This is a genomic window from Marinobacterium sp. MBR-111 (assembly GCF_040547585.1).
Lineage (GTDB): Bacteria > Pseudomonadota > Gammaproteobacteria > Pseudomonadales > Balneatricaceae > Marinobacterium > Marinobacterium iners.
The window spans coordinates 50,196-63,426 of the sequence record NZ_JBEPQA010000010.1; the positions used below are offsets into that span (position 1 = coordinate 50,196).

General features: G+C 58.4%; 12 protein-coding genes. 11 read left to right on the forward strand and 1 reads right to left on the reverse strand.

The window, feature by feature from the left end; all coding sequences use genetic code 11:
• The first annotated feature begins 10 nt into the window (after positions 1 to 10).
• From ABIE61_RS09110 to parE, 11 genes are all read left to right on the forward strand, one after another.
• Entirely contained in the window at positions 11 to 1,312 is a 1,302-nt protein-coding gene (locus ABIE61_RS09110) for a homoserine dehydrogenase (protein ID WP_206838716.1), read from the forward strand.
• A gap of 10 nt (positions 1,313 to 1,322) precedes the next feature.
• Positions 1,323 to 2,717, forward strand: a complete 1,395-nt coding sequence (gene thrC / locus ABIE61_RS09115; protein WP_354408717.1) for a threonine synthase — start codon at positions 1,323 to 1,325, stop codon at positions 2,715 to 2,717.
• Between the two features lie 106 nt (positions 2,718 to 2,823).
• Positions 2,824 to 4,551, forward strand: a complete 1,728-nt coding sequence (recJ, locus tag ABIE61_RS09120; protein ID WP_354408720.1) for a single-stranded-DNA-specific exonuclease RecJ — start codon at positions 2,824 to 2,826, stop codon at positions 4,549 to 4,551.
• Positions 4,552 to 4,578: 27 nt separating this feature from the next.
• Positions 4,579 to 4,758 (forward strand): hypothetical protein, encoded by a 180-nt coding sequence (locus ABIE61_RS09125; protein WP_091822701.1) that lies wholly within the window; start codon positions 4,579 to 4,581, stop codon positions 4,756 to 4,758.
• A gap of 9 nt (positions 4,759 to 4,767) precedes the next feature.
• Positions 4,768 to 5,619 carry a deoxyribonuclease IV gene (gene nfo, locus ABIE61_RS09130; protein ID WP_354408722.1) on the forward strand — a complete coding sequence of 284 codons (852 nt, stop codon included), beginning with the start codon at positions 4,768 to 4,770 and terminating at the stop codon, positions 5,617 to 5,619.
• An 89-nt stretch (positions 5,620 to 5,708) separates the two neighbouring features.
• Positions 5,709 to 6,581, forward strand: coding sequence for an EAL domain-containing protein (locus tag ABIE61_RS09135; RefSeq protein WP_206838728.1), 873 nt, complete (start codon positions 5,709 to 5,711; stop codon positions 6,579 to 6,581).
• A gap of 76 nt (positions 6,582 to 6,657) precedes the next feature.
• Positions 6,658 to 7,290: an NUDIX domain-containing protein gene (locus ABIE61_RS09140; RefSeq protein ID WP_091822692.1), complete on the forward strand. Its 633-nt coding sequence runs from the start codon at positions 6,658 to 6,660 to the stop codon at positions 7,288 to 7,290.
• Positions 7,280 to 7,720 carry a DUF1249 domain-containing protein gene (locus ABIE61_RS09145; protein ID WP_354408727.1) on the forward strand — a complete coding sequence of 147 codons (441 nt, stop codon included), beginning with the start codon at positions 7,280 to 7,282 and terminating at the stop codon, positions 7,718 to 7,720. Before ABIE61_RS09140 ends, ABIE61_RS09145 begins: the two co-directional genes overlap by 11 nt.
• Complete coding sequence (locus tag ABIE61_RS09150) at positions 7,717 to 8,493, forward strand: metallophosphoesterase (protein ID WP_354408729.1); 777 nt, start codon at positions 7,717 to 7,719, stop codon at positions 8,491 to 8,493. The genes ABIE61_RS09145 and ABIE61_RS09150 overlap by 4 nt, the downstream gene beginning before the upstream one ends.
• Complete coding sequence (locus ABIE61_RS09155; RefSeq protein ID WP_091822685.1) at positions 8,490 to 9,113, forward strand: YqiA/YcfP family alpha/beta fold hydrolase; 624 nt, start codon at positions 8,490 to 8,492, stop codon at positions 9,111 to 9,113. Before ABIE61_RS09150 ends, ABIE61_RS09155 begins: the two co-directional genes overlap by 4 nt.
• Before the next feature lie 13 nt (positions 9,114 to 9,126).
• Positions 9,127 to 11,022: a DNA topoisomerase IV subunit B gene (parE, locus tag ABIE61_RS09160; protein ID WP_091822682.1), complete on the forward strand. Its 1,896-nt coding sequence runs from the start codon at positions 9,127 to 9,129 to the stop codon at positions 11,020 to 11,022.
• Positions 11,023 to 11,096: 74 nt separating this feature from the next.
• Here the strand turns inward: parE and ABIE61_RS09165 are convergent, their stop codons facing one another.
• Positions 11,097 to 13,184 carry a hypothetical protein gene (locus tag ABIE61_RS09165; protein ID WP_354408731.1) on the reverse strand — a complete coding sequence of 696 codons (2,088 nt, stop codon included), beginning with the start codon at positions 13,182 to 13,184 and terminating at the stop codon, positions 11,097 to 11,099.
• Between the last annotated feature and the right edge of the window lie 47 nt (positions 13,185 to 13,231).

The window sequence follows — 13,231 nt, forward strand, 5'->3', positions numbered from 1 at the left end:
AGGTGTTGGCTTGAAACCTGTAAAAGTAGGGATCTGTGGTCTGGGTACCGTTGGTGGCGGTACATTCAATGTATTGACTCGAAATGCCGAGGAGATTTCCCGGCGTGCCGGTCGGAAAATCATCATTGAGCAGATCGGTACACGCAGCGAGAATCCAGCCTGTGACACCTCTGGCATGCAGCTGACTACTGATGTGTTTGAAGTGGCCACCAACCCCGAGATCGACATCGTGGTTGAATTGATCGGTGGCTATGAAACGGCACGCGAGCTGGTGATGACCGCCATCGAGAACGGCAAACATGTCGTGACAGCCAACAAGGCACTGATTGCGGTGCACGGTAACGAGATATTTGAAGCCGCGCAGGAACAGAACGTGATGGTGGCGTTCGAAGCATCCGTTGCCGGCGGTATTCCGATCATCAAGGCGATTCGTGAAGGGCTGGCCGCTAACCAGATCAACTGGCTGGCGGGCATCATTAACGGCACCGGCAACTACATCATGACTGAGATGCGTGAAAAGGGTCGGGCCTTTGCTGACGTGCTGCAGGAAGCACAGGCGCTGGGTTATGCTGAAGCCGATCCTACCTTCGATGTCGAAGGGATCGATGCAGCGCACAAGCTCACGATTCTGTCATCACTGGCGTTTGGTGTGCCGTTGCAGTTCAACAAGGCCTTTACCGAAGGCATCAGCAAAATCACCCCTCAGGATGTGCAATACGCCGAAGAGCTTGGCTATCGTGTCAAGCATTTGGGTATTACCCGTCGCACCGACAAGGGCATAGAACTGCGTGTCCACCCGACGCTGATTCCGCGTGATGTGCTGCTGGCCAATGTGAACGGTGTCATGAACGCGATTCTGGTGGACGGCGATGCAGTTGGCCAGACCCTTTACTATGGTCCGGGTGCTGGCGCGGAAGCGACCGCATCTGCGGTTGTAGCCGATATCGTCGATGTTGTGCGTACCCTGACCGCTGACCGTGACAACCGCGTGCCACACCTGGCGTTCCAGCCCTCCGAGCTGTCCGATGCGCCCATTCTTCCGGTGGAAGAAACCACCAGCGCCTACTACCTGCGTCTGCAGGCCGTGGAGCGCCCGGGCGTGTTGGCCCATGTAACCCGTATTCTGGGTGAGAAGGGGATCAATATCGAAGCGATCATCCAGAAACAGACCACCGAAGCTCAAGTGCCGGTGATCATGCTGACCCAGCGGGTGGAAGAACGGATGATGAATGAGGCGATTCGCGAGATCGAAGCGTTGCCGGATATCCTCGGCGAGATCATCCGCATCCGTGTTGAGCTGCTGGCTGATTGAGGAACGAGCAATGAATTACATTTCTACCCGTGGCCAGGCGCCTAAACTGAAGTTTGCGGATGTGCTGCTGGCAGGTCTTGCCAGTGACGGCGGCCTGTATGTGCCGGAAACCCTGCCGACTTTCAGCCGGGACGAGATCGCCTCCTGGGCCGGTCTGTCCTATGCCGAACTGGCCTTCAAGGTGATCAAGCCGTTTGTGGATGACTGCATCACGGATGCCGATCTGAAGCGGATGATCGACGAGACCTATGACGGTTTCAACCACAGTGCCGTGGCACCACTGAAAGAGCTGGGCACCAATGAGTGGGTGCTGGAACTGTTTCATGGTCCGACCCTGGCATTCAAGGACTTCGCCCTGCAGCTGCTGGGCCGCTTGATGGACCATGTGCTGGCTGAGCGCGGCGAGCGTCTGGTCATCATGGGCGCCACCTCCGGTGATACCGGTTCTGCCGCCATCGAAGGCTGCCGTCACTCGAAACATCTGGATATCTTTATCCTGCATCCATATAACCGTGTATCGGAAGTGCAGCGCCGTCAAATGACCACCATCAAGGCCGACAACGTGTTCAACATCGCGCTGGAAGGCAACTTTGATGACTGTCAGGAGATGGTGAAGGATAGCTTTGCCGATCAGGGCTTCCTCAATGGCCTCAAGTTGGGTGCTGTTAACTCGATCAACTGGGCCCGCATCATGGCCCAGATCGTCTACTATTTCTCGGCTTCACTGGCTGTTGGCGGCCCGCACCGTCCGGTCTCCTTCTCGGTGCCCACCGGCAACTTCGGTGATATCTTTGCCGGTTATCTGGCCAAGCAGATGGGATTGCCAATCGAGCAGCTGGTGGTCGCCACCAACCGCAACGACATCCTGCACCGCGTGATCAGCGGTAATGACATGTCCAAAGGCGAACTGGTGCACACCCTGTCACCCTCCATGGATATTATGGTCAGCTCCAACTTCGAGCGCCTGCTGTTTGATGTCTATGGCCGTGACGGTGCCGAAATTGCCGATCTGATGGCACGTTTCAAGAAGGAATCCGTGCAGCTGGATCCGGCGCGTTGGGAGAAGGTGCGTACGCTGTTCGACAGCCACGCCATTGATGACGCCACTACCTGTGACGTGATCCGTGACGTGCATGCCGAAACTGGCTACCTGCTCGATCCACATACCGCGATTGGCGTCAAGGCTGCTCGCGAATGCTGGCGTGACAAATCGGTGCCGATGATCACCTTGGCGACTGCACATCCAGTCAAGTTCCCGGAGCCGGTCGTCAAGGCGGGGCTGGAATCGCCTCAGCTGCCGGCCCATATGGCAGACCTGTTTGAGCGTGACGAACGCTTTGAAGTGCTGGCTAACGATCTGTCCGTGGTTCAGCAGTATATCGCTGATAACGCCCACCGCGGCTGAGCCTGCCATACCTGGTCCGCTCGGGCCGGGCACGGGGCCCGCTGCATTGACGGCGGGCCTTTTTGTTTGTGCATTTCCCGCATGTCACAGAGGTTGATATGGCACTATGACTGAACCGGTGATTCAACAGCGTCCCCTGCAGGTTGATCCCAGCCACCCGGGCCTGAAGGCTCTGCATCCGGTGCTGGCGCGCGTGTATGCCGCGCGTGGCATTGAGGATCCAGAACAGCTGGGCCGTCGCTTGCAGGAACTGCTGCCGGACAACCGCATGAAAGGCATGGCCGCAGCAGTGGAACGATTGGTGCAGGCGCTGGAGCAGCGCCAGTCAATCGTGATTGTGGGTGACTTCGACTGCGACGGGGCTACCAGTACTGCGGTGGCAATGCTGGGGTTACGCATGCTGGGCGCTGCTGAAGTCGATTATCTGGTGCCCAACAGGTTTGAATATGGCTACGGCCTGAGCCCCGAAATTGTCGATGTGGCGGCAGTGCACAAGCCAGACCTGCTGATTACGGTGGATAACGGCATTTCGAGCATTGAGGGTGTGGCTCGGGCCAACGCCCTTGGCATCGATGTGATCGTAACCGACCACCATCTGGCGGGTAATGAGCTGCCTGCGGCCTGTGCCATCGTCAATCCCAATCAGCCTGGCTGTGAATTCATTGCCAAGTCCACCTGTGGAGTGGGGGTGATTTTCTATGTGCTGATCGCGCTGCGTCGTGCCCTGCATGAACGCGGATGGTTCAAGGCACAGGCGCCCAATTTGGCCAGCCTGCTGGATCTGGTGGCACTGGGCACCGTAGCGGATGTGGTACCGCTGGAGCGCAACAACCGGGCGCTGGTCTGGCAGGGGTTGCAGCGTATCCGTGCCGGACAGGCACGCCCCGGGCTTTTGGCGCTGATCGAAGTGTCCGGGCGCAACCGTGAACGACTGGTGGCCGGTGATCTGGGCTTTGCCATCGCCCCGCGACTGAACGCGGCGGGGCGGCTGGAAGACATGTCGATCGGTATCGAGTGTCTGCTGGAGGATGATTACGAGCGGGCACTGGAAATGGCCCGGTCGCTGGATGATCTCAACCGTGAGCGGCGTGGCATCGAACAGGAGATGCAGCAGCAGGCACTGGAGTTGCTGGGTCGGCTGAGCCTGAATGATCAGGCGCTGCCCTTTGGTCTGTGCCTGTATGATCAGAGCTGGCATCAGGGCGTAATCGGCATTCTGGCCTCCCGCATCAAGGAATGGGTTCATCGCCCGGTGATCGCCTTTGCCCCCGGTGATGCCGGCGAGGTCAAGGGCTCGGCCCGTTCCATCAACGGCTTCCACATCCGTGACGGGCTCGATGCCGTGGCAGCCAAGCATCCGGGGCTATTGAAGAAATTCGGTGGCCACGCCATGGCCGCAGGGCTCACCATAGCGGAAGATCAGCTGGATGCCTTCCGCGACGCCTTTGATGCCGAGGTCAGGCGTCAGCTGGACGCCGAGGATCTGACCCAGCGCATTCTGACCGATGGCGAGTTGCCGGAAAGCGCCTTCAGCATGGAGCTGGCCGAGGCTCTGCGCAACGCCGGCCCCTGGGGGCACCATTTCCCCGAGCCGCTGTTTGAGGGCCGCTTCCATCTGCTGCAGCAGCGTATCGTCGGTCAGCGTCACCTCAAACTGGTGGTGATGCCCGAAGGTGGTGCTCAGGCACTGGATGCGATCGCCTTCAATGTAGACACCCTGCGCTGGCCCAATGAGTCGGTACAGAAACTGCGTCTGGTATATCGGCTGGACGTGAACGAGTTTCGTGGTCAGCGTACCCTGCAGCTGATGGTGGATCAGCTGCAGCCCTGTTAATGCCATTTACACACTGGAGATACTCCCATGCACGAACTGACTCTGGAAGAACTGACTGCCCTGCTGAATGTATTCAACCGCGCCGGTGCCAGTCAGGATGCCGTCGAAGCCGATCTGCTCAGCCGCATCAAGACGCAGCATGCCGAAAAGGAAGAACTGGCGTCGATGGACTTTGACGACTGCCTTGGCGGCGCCTGCAAACTGTAAGGGGACAGCATGTACTACATCGGAGCCCATGTCAGCGCAGCCGGCGGGGTGGAAAATGCGCCGCTGAATGCGGCCAAAATCGGTGCCAACGCCTTTGCCTTGTTCACCAAGAACCAGCGCCGCTGGGATGCAAAACCGCTGACAAGCAAAAGCATCAAGGTGTTCAAAGCCAACTGTGAGCGGCTGGGGTTCAGTGCCGACCAGATCCTGCCCCACGATAGCTATCTGATCAATCTCGGCCACCCGGAAGCCGAGCCTCTGGAAAAATCCCGTGCAGCCTTTCTGGACGAAATGCAGCGCTGTGAGCAGCTGGGGCTGAGACTGCTGAACTTCCATCCCGGCAGTCATCTCAGAAAAGTCGATGAGACAACTTGTCTGGCGACCATTGCTGAGTCGATCAACCTGGCGCTGTCCAAGACCGAGAATGTTGTAGCGGTTATCGAGAACACCGCCGGGCAGGGCTCCAACCTGGGCTTTCGCTTCGAGCAGCTGGCGGCGATCATTGACCAGGTTGAGGACAAGTCCCGTGTGGGTGTTTGCCTCGATACCTGTCACACCTTCGCTGCCGGGTATGACCTGAGAACCCCAGAAGCCTGCGAGCAGACCTTTGCCGAGTTCGAACGTATCGTCGGTTTTGAATACCTGCGCGGCATGCACTTGAACGATTCCAAGGGGACGCTGGAGAGCCGCATCGACCGCCACCACAGTCTGGGGCAGGGGGAGATCGGCTGGGCGCCGTTTGAATACATCATGCGTGACAGTCGTTTCGAGGGTATACCGCTGGTACTGGAAACCATCGAGCCGGAAATCTGGGAGGATGAAATTCAGCAGCTGAGAGCACTGGCTGCTGCCCAGTCCTGAGTCTGAAGCAGCGATCCAGACTGTCATTCAAGTGTCATCAAGATGCAATAGGCTTGCCCGGCTATCATTACGATCGACCGGGGAGCCCAATGTCCACACCGCCACCCTTACCATCCGCCACGCTGCTGGCGGCAGAACGGGCCGAGCTTGAGCAAATTCTGCGTCTGGAATTGCTGGAGCCCGTATTCCAGCCGATCATGGACCTGCGCAGCGGGACGGCGATTGGTCATGAAGCACTTATTCGTGGCCCCCGCGGCAGCATACTGCATGCACCTTCGCGCCTGTTTCAGGCCGCTATCCGTCATGACCATCAACTGCAGCTGGAGCTGCTCTGTCGCAAGTGCTCGCTGGCCCGCTTTGCTGAATTGAAGCCGGGTGGGCTTTTGTTTTTGAACGTAACCGCGTCCCTGCTCAGCTCACCGGACCACCAGCATGGTTTTACTGCCGACTTGTTGCGTCAGCTGGATATTCCGCTGGAATCGATCGTAATCGAGCTGTCCGAGCAGCATCCGTTCGACCATCAGGGGTTGACGCGGGCGGCGGTGGAACACTACCGCAGCATGGGCTTTCAGATTGCGATTGATGATCTTGGAGCCGGCTACTCCGGTCTGCGCCTCTGGTCCGAGTTGCAGCCAGAGTTCGTCAAAATCGACAAACATTTCATCAGTGACCTGGATCGTGACCCGGTCAAGCGTGAGTTCGTGCAGTCAATTGGCCGGATCGGGCGTAATCTGCGCTGCCAAATACTGGCGGAAGGCATTGAGCGGTATGAAGAGATGCGCGCTCTGCAGCAGATGGGGATAGGCCTGGGTCAAGGGTTCCTGTTGGGCATGCCTTCTACATGCCCACAGCCGCTGCTGCGACCGGATCAGATCCGACGTCCGCTGCATGTGCGTTCGGGACAGGCCGCGCTGCAACTTTTCCAGCGCATGCGTCAACCGAAGCTGCGCCTTCGCGGTTGAATCCCGGCAGGGCTGGGGTCTGCTGTCTGCCGGTGGTATAGTCGCGTATCCCAACAACGCGAGCTGAGGTGGAGTAATGGCCCCTGTCTGGCAACCCGCATTCAATCTGACCGATGTCCGTCTGGAGCAGGATGAGCCGCTGTATCAGGGATTCTTTCGCCTGCATCGGTTGACGCTCAGTCACCCTCGTTTTGAGGGTGGACGGGTACGTATTCAGCGAGAACTGCTGGACCGTGGTGATGCAGTCTGTGTACTGCTGTACGACCCGGCCCGTGATGCAGTTGTTCTGGTGGAACAGTTCCGTGCCGGTGCACTGACCAAAACGGATGCCCCCTGGCTGCTGGAACTGGTGGCCGGCATCGTTGAGCCGGGAGAGTCGCCGGAAGATGTGGCCCGGCGTGAAAGTATCGAAGAATCTGGCATCGAACTGGGTGAGTTGATCCCGATCACAGGTTATCTGCCCAGTCCCGGTGGCTGCGATGAGTGGATCGAGCTTTTCTGCGCATTGGTGGATGCTCCCGAATCGGGCGGCGTATTCGGTCTTGATGAAGAGGGTGAAGACATCAAGGTGCATGTGATTCCGGCCATTGAAGCCTTTGCGCTGGTGCAGCAGCGGGTGGTCAACAATGCGGCCGCAATTATTGCGCTACAGTGGCTGCAGCTCAACCATGACCGTTTGAAAGGGTCGGGAGTGGGTCATGAAGCGTAAGTATGTCCCCAACCTGAAACGTCAGCAGGCCGTGGGCGAGGGCAACTACATGCGCTTGCTCAAGCTGCTGCCTGACCTGGATTACTGCGACAAACGCGAGTTTCAGCTGGTGCATGATGGCCACCGTGCACTGGTGCGGCTGCAGGTGGAAGAGCGCTTTACCTATACCACCACCGTGCTGGTCTCCCACCAGTACGAGAATGTCTCCGAATGGCTGGAGGCACCGCGTCTGGTGGTCAGGCTCTACCACGATGCCCGCATTGCGGAAGTGATCTGCATGCGTCGGAGGCAGCTGTCCGGGGTATATCCCTACCCCAACCGGCAGATGCATCAGCCGGATGAAAAGGCACAGCTCAATACCTATCTGCACGAATGGCTCAGCCACTGTCTGGCTCACGGCCAGTTACTGGAAGAGGTGTTTGCCGAATGACTCGGCTGTTGCAGCTGAGTGACTGCCATCTGCCGCCGGTGGCCGGTGAGCTGTTTCGTGGTCGTGATGCAGATCAGTGCCTGATCCGGCTGGTACAGTGGCTGCAGTCCGAGTTTGCCCCCTTCGACCATCTGCTGCTGACCGGTGATCTGGTACACCATGGCGGACCGGATGCCTATGAGCGTCTGCTGCAAATTGTGGCGCCACTGAGCCTCTGTGTGCACTGGATCCCCGGCAATCACGATGTAACAGCCGCGATGCAGCTGGCTGACCACACGGGAAAACTGGGACATAAAGTTATCCACAGCGGAAGCTGGACCCTGCTGTTACTCGACAGCACCTCGGAACCTGATGGCCGCGGCAGCGGTAGTCTGAGCCGGTCCGAGCTGGACTGGCTGCAGCGGCAGTTGGCACAGGCACCGCAACGACCCACACTGCTGGTACTGCATCACAATCCGACCCCCACCGGCAGTGTGTGGCAGGATGCGATCCGTCTAGGAAATTCGACGGCGCTGGCTGATCTGGTTGATGCCGCTCCTCATGTACGTGGTGTGATCTGTGGCCACCTGCATCAACTGCAGCTGCTGAGCTTTGCCGGACGTCCACTCTGGTCGGCGCCTTCGACCGTGGTACAGTTTCGTGCCGGCTGTGAACAGTTCGAGCTGGAAACAGATCCGTCGCGTGCCACTCCGGGCGCGCGCTGGTACAGGCTCCATCCTGACGGTCAAGTGGATGCCCATTCGTTGCAGCTGCCACACGAGTTAACCTCATGAACGCGCCGGTTTTTATATACGTGCATGGCTTCAACAGCTCGCCCCAGTCCTGGAAGGCCCGCTGCCTGCAGGCAGCATTTGAGCGGCAGGGACACGCAGCTCAGCTGAGAGTGCCAGCCCTGTCGCACTGGCCGGCCGAGGCGATTGAGCAGCTGGAAGCCGAGATTGCAGCGGCCAATGGGCCGGTCACGCTGATCGGCAGCTCACTGGGCGGTTATTACAGTACCTGGCTGGTGGAGCACAATCCGGCGCTGCGAGCGGTGCTGGTCAACCCTGCAGTCTATCCGTATCGGCTGCTGGAAGAGTGGCTGGGACAAAACACGAACCTCTATACCCGCGAACAGTATCAACTGACAGAGCGTCATCTGGAGCAGCTGCTGGTGTTGGATTGCCCGCAGTTGCAGGACCCGTCGCGCTACCTGTTGCTGGTACAAAGTGGTGATGAAACACTGGATTACCGCGAAGCTGTGGATAAATATGCCGCTTGTGCGCAGTTTGTGCAGCCGGGCGGCAGTCATGGATTTGAACATTTTGAGGCGCTGATTCCGGCCGTACAGGCATTTGCCGAGGGCAGAGTTGAACTGCCCGTGCCTGTTGCGCTGCCGATTGCGGCCCCCTGAACAGGAACACCCGATGTCGAAGCAATATAACGCCGATGCGATAGAAGTGCTCAGTGGCCTGGATCCGGTACGCCGCCGGCCGGGTATGTACACAGAAACAGACCGCCCCAACCATCTGGCACAGGAAGTGATCGACAACTCGGTCGATGAAGCCCTGGCCGGACATGCCAAACAGATCGATGTCATCCTGCATGAAGACGGCTCTCTCAGTGTGGCTGACGACGGTCGCGGCATGCCGGTGGATATCCATCCGGAAGAGGGCGTCAGCGGGGTAGAGTTGATTTTGTGCAAACTGCACGCCGGCGGCAAGTTCAACAACGATAACTACAACTACTCCGGCGGTCTGCACGGGGTTGGTGTGTCGGTGGTGAACGCTCTGTCCAAGCTGCTCAATGTGGAGATCAAGCGCGACGGTCAGGTGTACCGCATCGGTTTTGCCGATGGCGACAAGGTATCCGAGCTGGAAGTGATCGGCAGCTGCGGCAAGCGCAATACCGGCACCAGCCTGCGCTTCTTGCCTGATCCCAAGTATTTTGACTCGCCCAAATTCAGTGTCACCCGGCTCAAGCATAACCTGCGTGCCAAGGCGGTACTCTGCCCTGGCCTGAAGGTGACCTTTACCGACCACAGTGGCGGCAAGAAGGAGCAGGAAGAGTGGTATTACGAAGATGGGCTGATCGCCTATCTGCGCGGCACCACTCAGGTGTATGAAACCCTGCCCACCGAGCCGTTCAGCGGCAGTCTGCAGGGGGAAGAGGATGCGGTTGAATGGGCGGTGCAGTGGCTGGCCGATGGTGGCGAAGTCACGGCCGAAAGCTACGTCAACCTGATCCCCACCGCTCAGGGTGGTACTCATGTCAACGGCATGCGCACTGGTCTGCTGGAAGCGATGCGCGAGTTCTGCGAATTCCGCAATCTGCTGCCGCGCGGCGTCAAGCTGAGCCCGGATGATATCTGGGACCGTTGCTGCTATATCCTGTCGGCCAAGATGCGCGACCCCCAGTTTGCCGGTCAGACCAAGGAGCGTCTGTCTTCACGCCAGATTGCGGCCTTTATCTCCGGCGCGATCAAGGATGCCTTCTCTCTGTGGCTTAACCGTCATGTTGAAGAGGGTGAGAAACTGGCTGAATTGGTCATTGCCAGCGCACAGCGCCGGCTGCGTGCCGGACGCAAGGTGGTGCGTAAGAAAGTGACCCAGGGCCCGGCGCTGCCCGGCAAGCTGGCGGACTGTTCCGGTGCTGATGCCAGCCAGTCGGAACTGTTTCTGGTGGAAGGTGATTCCGCGGGCGGTTCCGCCAAACAGGCCCGCAGCCGTGAGTTTCAGGCGATCATGCCGCTGCGCGGCAAGATTCTGAATTCCTGGGAAGTGGATCCGGCCGAAGTGCTGGGCTCACAGGAGATCCATGACATTTCGGTAGCGATCGGGGTCGATCCCGGCTCTGACAAGCTGGATGGCCTGCGTTACAACAAGATCTGTATCTTGGCGGACGCCGATTCCGATGGGCTGCACATCGCCACGCTGCTCTGTGCACTGTTCGTGCGTCATTTTCGTCCGCTGGTGTCCGCTGGCCATATCTACGTTGCCATGCCACCACTGTACCGCATCGACTTCGGCAAGGAGGTGTACTACGCCCTCGATGATGCAGAGAAAGATGGTATCGTGGAGCGGATCCGTGCCGAGCGCAAGAACGCCAAAATCGGCGTACAGCGCTTCAAGGGGCTGGGCGAGATGAACCCGTTGCAGTTGCGTGAAACGACCATGTCGCCGGATACGCGCCGGCTGGTACAGCTGACACTGGACAGTGGTGACGACACCATGGAGATCATGGACATGCTGCTGGCGAAAAAGCGCTCACCCGATCGCAAGCGTTGGCTGGAGCAGAAGGGCAATTTGGCGGAGGTGGTGTAAGCCCGAGCTAAATGGACAGCCAAAACAGAAACGCCGGGCAATTGCCCGGCGTTTTGCATGGTGCACAAGTCTGGTTATTCCGGGATGTAGTGCAGCAACGTTTTGCCCTGCTCGCCGTCGAACAGGCAGCGGAAGCCATTGTCAGTCGAAATCAGCAGGCATTGTGAGTTGGTCGCTTCGGCCGGCGCCCACTCTTGGGCACAGCTTTCACGGCTCTGTGCATCAATGGTGTTGATCTTCATTGTACGGCCTTCAATGCTCCAGTTGTAATTGCTCTGGTAGAGCTCGCAGTCGGTGTCGGCATAGACATAGCGGCCTGTACCATCTTTGCGAATCTCTTCGTAACCAGCCTCTTCACCCACTTCACATTCGAAGGTTTTGTCGACCACTACAAAGTTGCCGACGGGGTCGATGGCGTCACGGTTTCCTGTTGCCAGGCGCATATCCATATCGGTCACCCAGCCCTGAGCGTTGATATCGGAGTGGTAACCAATACTGCCGGCTTGAGCACGCAGCAGCTCGGACAGTTGCACCTGAGAAACACAACCGGTTTCTGTACCGGTATCCATTTGTGCAGCGATGGGGGCTGGAATCTGATCTACCAGATCTGCCAGACGAGGATAATTGATGCTGAGGCTGTTGAGCCCGTTGGCGTCCAATGACTCTGCCCCGATCTTATCCACGGCCTGCTGAGCCTTTTCACCCTTGAACACGACAATGTGGTTGCCCTGAATACCAGCATTGACGCTCATGCCAGGGGCAACAAACGACAAATCCAGCTCTTTCAGGCTGCCATCCTGTGGAATGCTGATCATACGACCAAATGGCGTGCTGCTGAGCAGGGACAATAACGGCTGAGGGTTGGCCGTGGCGATACTGAGCAGGAAGTCATATTGCTCAGGAATCGGTTGGGTCGGGCTCAGTTGCAGATCATATAGCGAGAAACCGGCTCCAGATGTGCCTTGTGCCATGCCGGCAAACAGTCCCATCATTGCCGGGCTGACATTCGCCATCTGCTGTTGAGCGCTGACCAGTTGAGGGCAGCTGAAGTCGGCTTGGGTAAACTGATTCCATAGAGCAGTCGTGGCAGGGACCAGGTTATCAATGTTGAGACCGAGGCCCAGTCCGAGAATCTGGTTGTCGACCTCACGGCTGTGTGCCGGGATATGGCCTCTGAGCTTGCTCAGGTTCTCCACAACGGCACCGTTTTTCAATTCCAGTACCGAACGACTGTTCAATTCGCTGCCGGATGTTGGACCCATATTGCCCGCCACCAGGCGTGGCATCTGTGCAATAAGCGCCACCAGCTCGTTGCGACAGCTTGCTTCCAGCTGCTGCTCGATCGACTTGCCGGATGAGGCTTGAATGACCGGATGCAGCTGGTGTGCCAGCGAGTTGCTGCCAGGTTCCAGAATGCCACGGGCCAGTCGTTCCAGGTGGATGAAGGCGGTCATGCTCTCGTCAAGACCATATGTTTTTTGAATTTCCTGGAGTTCGCCGCTGTCAGCCAGTGATTGCTCAGGCAGATCCAGAGCCATGCGCAGGCGTTTGGCGGCCAGGTCGTCGCTATAGATGAAAAAACTGATCGTGGCAACGCCGTCTTTGACACGAATAGCCAGATCCACGCTGCGATCATCTTCGGGATTGAGTCGCCAAGTGCGTACGGTAGTGTCACCCAGTTGTGTGTCAGTGGACGAAAGCCCACTGGCGGCCGAGGCTTCATCCAACGGTGCCCAGAAGGCAGCTTCGTCCGTTACCCCTATGCGGATCACTGGTACCAGGCCGTCCATGTAGATCGCTTGTGGACTGGCCAAGTCAAAGCCGTAGTGGTCCACCAGTGTACCGTAGGTGGTGGAGTGGGTAAGCAGATCGGCCAGCAGGTGGCGTGCAAAGCGGGCGGCGGGACTGTCTTCCCCTGCGTTCTGCAGCTCCTGAATCAGTTCGCTCAGCTCACTCTGTGAGACCGGCATCAGCGGGATATTGCGCATTTGCTGCACCAGTCCCGGATCGGCACTGCCGCCAAGGTACATAACGGTATCAGCCGGTACGTGTGCCGCCATCTCGGTCGGGCCTCCTCCGGCGCCCCCCAGCCAGCCCTGCTGCCAGGCCAGTCCACCGCTTGCAACCACGACCAGTACACCAGCCCCTATCCATTTCTGCATCTTTGACTCCTTCAATTACGGCTTGCGTGAAAATAACCGCCAGAACC

What these genes read in the sequence shown, in the direction of transcription:
- thrC (WP_354408717.1), top strand. Translation starts at nt 1,323, where the DNA reads ATGAATTACATTTCTACCCGTGGCCAGGCGCCTAAACTGAAGTTTGCG.
- recJ (WP_354408720.1), top strand. Translation starts at nt 2,824, where the DNA reads ATGACTGAACCGGTGATTCAACAGCGTCCCCTGCAGGTTGATCCCAGC.
- ABIE61_RS09125 (WP_091822701.1), top strand. Translation starts at nt 4,579, where the DNA reads ATGCACGAACTGACTCTGGAAGAACTGACTGCCCTGCTGAATGTATTC.
- nfo (WP_354408722.1), top strand. Translation starts at nt 4,768, where the DNA reads ATGTACTACATCGGAGCCCATGTCAGCGCAGCCGGCGGGGTGGAAAAT.
- ABIE61_RS09135 (WP_206838728.1), top strand. Translation starts at nt 5,709, where the DNA reads ATGTCCACACCGCCACCCTTACCATCCGCCACGCTGCTGGCGGCAGAA.
- ABIE61_RS09140 (WP_091822692.1), top strand. Translation starts at nt 6,658, where the DNA reads ATGGCCCCTGTCTGGCAACCCGCATTCAATCTGACCGATGTCCGTCTG.
- ABIE61_RS09145 (WP_354408727.1), top strand. Translation starts at nt 7,280, where the DNA reads ATGAAGCGTAAGTATGTCCCCAACCTGAAACGTCAGCAGGCCGTGGGC.
- ABIE61_RS09150 (WP_354408729.1), top strand. Translation starts at nt 7,717, where the DNA reads ATGACTCGGCTGTTGCAGCTGAGTGACTGCCATCTGCCGCCGGTGGCC.
- ABIE61_RS09155 (WP_091822685.1), top strand. Translation starts at nt 8,490, where the DNA reads ATGAACGCGCCGGTTTTTATATACGTGCATGGCTTCAACAGCTCGCCC.
- parE (WP_091822682.1), top strand. Translation starts at nt 9,127, where the DNA reads ATGTCGAAGCAATATAACGCCGATGCGATAGAAGTGCTCAGTGGCCTG.
- ABIE61_RS09165 (WP_354408731.1), bottom strand. Translation starts at nt 13,184, where the DNA reads ATGCAGAAATGGATAGGGGCTGGTGTACTGGTCGTGGTTGCAAGCGGT.